The organism is Gelidibacter sp., assembly GCF_039916245.1.
Lineage (GTDB): Bacteria > Bacteroidota > Bacteroidia > Flavobacteriales > Flavobacteriaceae > Gelidibacter.
Map to the genome: position 1 here is coordinate 1 of NZ_JBDSLS010000174.1, position 4,981 is coordinate 4,981.

The 4,981-nt window shown below is 38.0% G+C and carries 5 protein-coding genes; 1 reads left to right on the forward strand and 4 read right to left on the reverse strand.

From position 1 onward, the window contains the following. Nucleotides 1–347: 347 nt before the first annotated feature. The 4 genes from ABIQ28_RS09430 to ABIQ28_RS09445 are packed head-to-tail and all read right to left on the reverse strand — an operon-like array spanning nucleotide 348 to nucleotide 4,322. The gene (locus tag ABIQ28_RS09430; RefSeq protein WP_348036637.1) at nucleotides 348–1,403 is read right to left on the reverse strand and encodes a MoxR family ATPase; all 1,056 of its coding nucleotides are present in this window, start codon (nucleotides 1,401–1,403) and stop codon (nucleotides 348–350) included. Between the two features lie 4 nt (nucleotides 1,404–1,407). Next, the gene (locus tag ABIQ28_RS09435) at nucleotides 1,408–2,613 is read right to left on the reverse strand and encodes a DUF4350 domain-containing protein (RefSeq protein WP_348036638.1); all 1,206 of its coding nucleotides are present in this window, start codon (nucleotides 2,611–2,613) and stop codon (nucleotides 1,408–1,410) included. Continuing rightward, nucleotides 2,610–3,338: a hypothetical protein gene (locus ABIQ28_RS09440; protein WP_348036639.1), complete on the reverse strand. Its 729-nt coding sequence runs from the start codon at nucleotides 3,336–3,338 to the stop codon at nucleotides 2,610–2,612. Before ABIQ28_RS09440 ends, ABIQ28_RS09435 begins: the two co-directional genes overlap by 4 nt. Next, nucleotides 3,339–4,322 (reverse strand): stage II sporulation protein M, encoded by a 984-nt coding sequence (locus ABIQ28_RS09445; RefSeq protein WP_348036640.1) that lies wholly within the window; start codon nucleotides 4,320–4,322, stop codon nucleotides 3,339–3,341. It lies immediately after the preceding gene. 24 nt (nucleotides 4,323–4,346) lie between these two features. On the opposite strand from ABIQ28_RS09445, the gene ABIQ28_RS09450 reads away from it, so the two are divergent. Then, nucleotides 4,347–4,981 (forward strand): RDD family protein (locus tag ABIQ28_RS09450; protein WP_348036641.1); only part of this gene is annotated, 635 nt, incomplete at its 3' end.

The window sequence follows — 4,981 nt, forward strand, 5'->3', positions numbered from 1 at the left end:
TATTTCCACCAAAAAAAACAATGATAACGTCCAAAAAAAATAACATTAGCACGACCAAAATGGAGAGTTGCGCAACTCCAAATAAAAACGGAACAAAATAACTGAATACAAACAGGGTTATAATGAACAATCCACTATAAAAAAACCGAGGCTGTATGTAAAAGGGTTTAAGGACTTTCAAGTTTATAATTTGTTTTTTGCCATGAACCTGCCCGTCCATTCAGGCGGGTTAACGAATGTTTTTAATAAGCTTGGAGTTGGAAGCAAGAAGCATGAAGTCTGCCAACTGCTGACCGAAAACTGAGACTGCGACTGCTAACTGAAGACTGAAAACTGCCAACTGAACCCTACCTCGGAATCTCAACATTCTCAATAATCTGTTTTATCACATCGGTACTCGTGATGCCTTCCATTTCTCTTTCTGGAGTTACTATCACACGATGGTGTAATACAGGGATGGCAGCGCGTTTAATGTCTTCAGGAGTTACAAAATCACGTCCTGACATGGCGGCAAAAGCTTTACTTGCTTTTAATATCGCAATCGAAGCTCTTGGCGAAGCGCCCAAATACAAAAATTGATTATTCCGTGTGGCCATTATCAAATCGGCAATGTATTTTAACAAATGCTCTTCCACCAATATTTGCGTTACGAGCGCTTGGTATTTGATAATTTGTTCCGCAGTTAAAAATGGCGTGATGGCATCTGTTTTGACTCGATCCTGTAAATTGTGCTCGCGCATTAAAATCTCAATTTCCTCTTCTAGATTGGGATATCGCACTTCAATCTTAAATAAAAAACGGTCGAGTTGCGCTTCGGGCAAACGGTAGGTGCCTTCTTGTTCAATCGGATTTTGGGTGGCCAGAACCATGAATGGAGAATTCAGGTTATAATAATTACCATCAATGGTAATTTGCTGTTCTTCCATAACCTCAAACAAAGCAGCCTGTGTTTTTGCCGGTGCTCGGTTGATTTCGTCAATCAGAATCATATTGCTGAAAATAGGGCCTTTTTTAAACTCAAATTCGGTCGTTTTCAAATTGAATACAGAGGTTCCTAAAATATCACTCGGCATTAAATCGGGCGTAAACTGAATTCGGCTAAATCCAACGCTTAAGGATTTCGCCATCAGTTTCGCCGTAATCGTCTTCGCGACACCTGGGACACCTTCAATTAAGGAATGGCCTTTGGCGAGTAAAGAGGCCATCAGCATATCTAACATATCCGATTGGCCAACGATAACCTTGCTCATCTCTTCCTTGATCTTTTGCACATTTGTTTGCAGTTCAGAGAGGTCGAGGCGGTTGGTAAATTGAATGTCTTCCGAGGTTTCTTCCTGAATGATTTCTGGAATTGGTGTGGATTCTATTGGTGTTAGTCCTTCAAAAGGGTCTTGATTTTCCATGTATTTATGAGTAAAATTCTTCAATGTGTTTATTGAGTTTCAAAAGGTTTTCTTCAAAAAACTCATTCTTGGTCCGTAACCAATTGATGAAATTAATGGTTTTTTTGACGGATTCTTTCTTCTTTCCAGATTTTTGAGAGAGTTTGGTAATGAACTCGTCGTTTAAATTGGTGGTGTCTAAATTGTAATCGGATCGTATCTTCTCTAAAAAATATGTAATTTTCTTATCGATGAGGTTTTTATGATCTTGTGTTTCATAATAGAGATTGGAAATGGTTTTTACAAATCCGACGGTTGTGTTTTCCAATGGTTTTACAATCGGAATGATGCGTTGGCGTCGTTTGGCATTAAAAACCATAAATAATAAAGTTAGAAATAGAGCCAAATACCAAGCCCATTTGAAGGATTGCTGTTGTAGAAACCAGCTCAAATTTGATTTTTCTTGAGCATCGCCATAGTAGGAATCGAAAAACTTGGTATAGGAATCAAAATAGATCGTCTCGTTTGGTAAATAGGAGAGTACGCCTTCCGTATAAAGGTAGCGCTGATCCTTTAAGATGTTGTAATTGGTAAAGACTCTCGGCTCTAAATGTAAATAGATGGTTCCGTCTTCAAAAGGAATTTCCAAAAAATTGGTAAAATTAGGGTCATCGTTCACATAGCCCAAAGCTTTATAGTTGTTGGCTACAAATTTCGAGAAATAGGCAGAGCTTTCACTTTTATCAATGGTTGTGTTTTTAGATGTTAAACTCGAATTATTAAAGTTCAGTTTTGCAATAATGTCTTTGTTTTTAATGCTATCTACGGTTAAATTCAAAGTATCCAATAAAGTTTGTGGGAAAGTGTAGTCGGACATGAAAATGGTGTTTCCGCGGCCTGCAAAAAGGAGTAATTCTTCTATATCTGCGTCCACTAAATAATCGGAATTACCGACTAATATAAAATTTCCTTCTGCCACGTGGTCGCCATAGCCATCTTCTGAATTCGCATAAAAATAGTTGTAAGGCGTATAGTAAATGGTTTTCATTTTCTGATCCTCAAACAACTTCGATAATTCTTTATAAAACACACTGACGCCGTAAGGCTTGTTGCTTTTTTCATTATAACTTTCTTCCCAATCTACCGTGCGATTATTGCTGTAATCGATTGTGATGGCAATCGTGATGACGGTTGCTGCAATGACGAGTAGGGTAACTAAGGTTTTGTTCATGAGTTGATCTCTTTAATAAGTTGAACAAAACTAGCCTTGGCCAATTGGTATTGCTGCATATCCAATGCAAACTCGCCATACCAGGTATAATTATAAATGTAGGAGGTATAGGCAAAATCCTTGCTGAATTTTTCAGCGGCAATCGCATTCATATAATCGGCGTTGGTTTTATCATCGGCGTATTTAATGAAGTTTTTGAGGGTCAATTGTTTTAAAACCAGTAAATAATAATATCGGATGGCCAATCGATAATCGTTGGTGTTTTCGGCATTAGCGATAAGGGTTTTAATGTCGGCATGCTTTATGTTTTCAGCAGTGATTTCGCCGTAAGATTTCAGTTTCTCATTATTTCTTGAAGAAAATAGTTTGCTGCTCCCATCATTTAAAAGCGTGTAGGCTAAATAGCCGACGGCAACAATCAGAATAAGAATGAACAACCAATTGAGCGCATTGAAGTTGAATGAAAAATCATTTGCGTTATTGTCCTCTTTTGAATACGGTTTGTTTTCAGAATATTTAGACGGATCGCCATGTTTTGATGAGGCGGAGCGCACTTCTTCCTTGCCTTCGTAATTGTACTTTCTGCCTGAATAATTGTCCTTAAAACCCTCTTTAAATTGACGTTCAGTTTGTGGTTGCTGCATAGTTGAACTTGCCCAAAGTGAAGTATTCACATTGAGCAGAAACATGCAGGCCATAAAAATAAGCGTCAGGTTAAGTTTCATTTAAGCGATTATGGGGATCAATTGTGTGTCAAGTTTTTTCTTTAAAACAAAGGGATAGATGAGATAATAGTAACTAATGCATCCTAAAGTGACCAAGATAATACCAACCGAAATCATTTTAGGCATTTCTTGAGCGTATCTTGTGATGAAGCCTTCTAAAAATCCAGCGAAAAAAGTAAAAGGAAAGGTGCTGATCAATATTTTGACGCCTGTTTTGGCGCCTTCCTTAAACGAAGTGAATCGTGAATGCGTGCCAGGAAACAAAATGCTTGCTCCTAAAATCAATCCTGCCGCTGCTGAAATGACAATGGCGAAAATTTCCATGGCACCATGAATCCAAATGCCTCTGACGCTTTCCCAAAAAACGTCCTTTTCATGAAAAAAGTATTGGAAAGAACCGAGCATGATACAGTTTTTGAATAAAATATAAACGGTGCCAATTCCGCCGAAAACACCCAGAATAAAGGCAATCACACCAACGCGTAAATTGTTTACGGTAATCCCAATAAAACTTCCCCAATTGCTGCCGCTTTTATAAACTGCCACAGGATTGCCCGCCTCAATGTTTTCTAAAGTCATGTTGACATATTCATCGCCTAAGATAGAACGCACAAATTCGCCATCATTGGCAGCTGAAAAAGCACCAATCATAGTGAAAAGCGTGAAAATGATAAAGGCGATATAGACGAACTTCCGGTATTGGTACATGATTAAGGGCACTTCCGTTTTCCAAAAAGCGACAATTCTATTGCTGTCTTCGCGTTTGGTTTTATATATTTTCTGAAAAGCCTTAGCCGCCAATTGATTTAAGTAGGTAATTACTTTACTTTTGGGGTAGTAAGTTTGCGCGTAGGATAAATCGTTAATCAGTTGGATGTATTGTGAAGCGAGTTCATCGGGATTTTTAAAATCATTATTGAAAATGGCAGTTTCAAAACTCAGCCATTTTTCCTTATTTTGCTTAATAAATGCAACTTCTCTCATACAGTTGTTAAAATAAATTATAATATGTCAGAGTTACAAATTAACACCACCCAAAATGTAAAAATTAACTTTACGGCTTCTGGCGTGGGCGAACGTTTGTTGGCTTTTGTGATTGACATGCTGATTAAGATAGGGTATATCACAATTTTGAATATGACAGTTGGTGCTTTTGAGGATATGGATCAGTGGTCGCAAATTGGCATCAACACCTTACTTGGTTTGCCAGTTGTTTTTTATACGCTGGTTCTGGAAGCGCTAATGGAAGGACAGACCATAGGGAAGAAAATCATGAAAATAAAAGTCGTGAAAATTGATGGCTATCAAGCATCGCTCGCCGATTACGTAGTGCGCTGGTTTTTTAGGATTGTGGATATTTATATTTTCGGTTTGGGATTTTTTGTCATTCTTTTCAGTAAAAGATCTCAGCGTTTGGGAGATATGGCTGCGGGAACTGCGGTCATTTTATTAAAGGACAAAGTGAATATCAGTCATACAATTTTAGAAAATTTGAGGGAGGATTACAAGCCAACCTATCCAACCGTAATTAAGCTTTCCGATAACGATGCGCGCATTATCAAAGACACTTTTACGACCGCGAAATCAGCCAACGATTATCAAACCTTGATTAAGTTGCGCAACAAAATAACCGAAGTGATAGG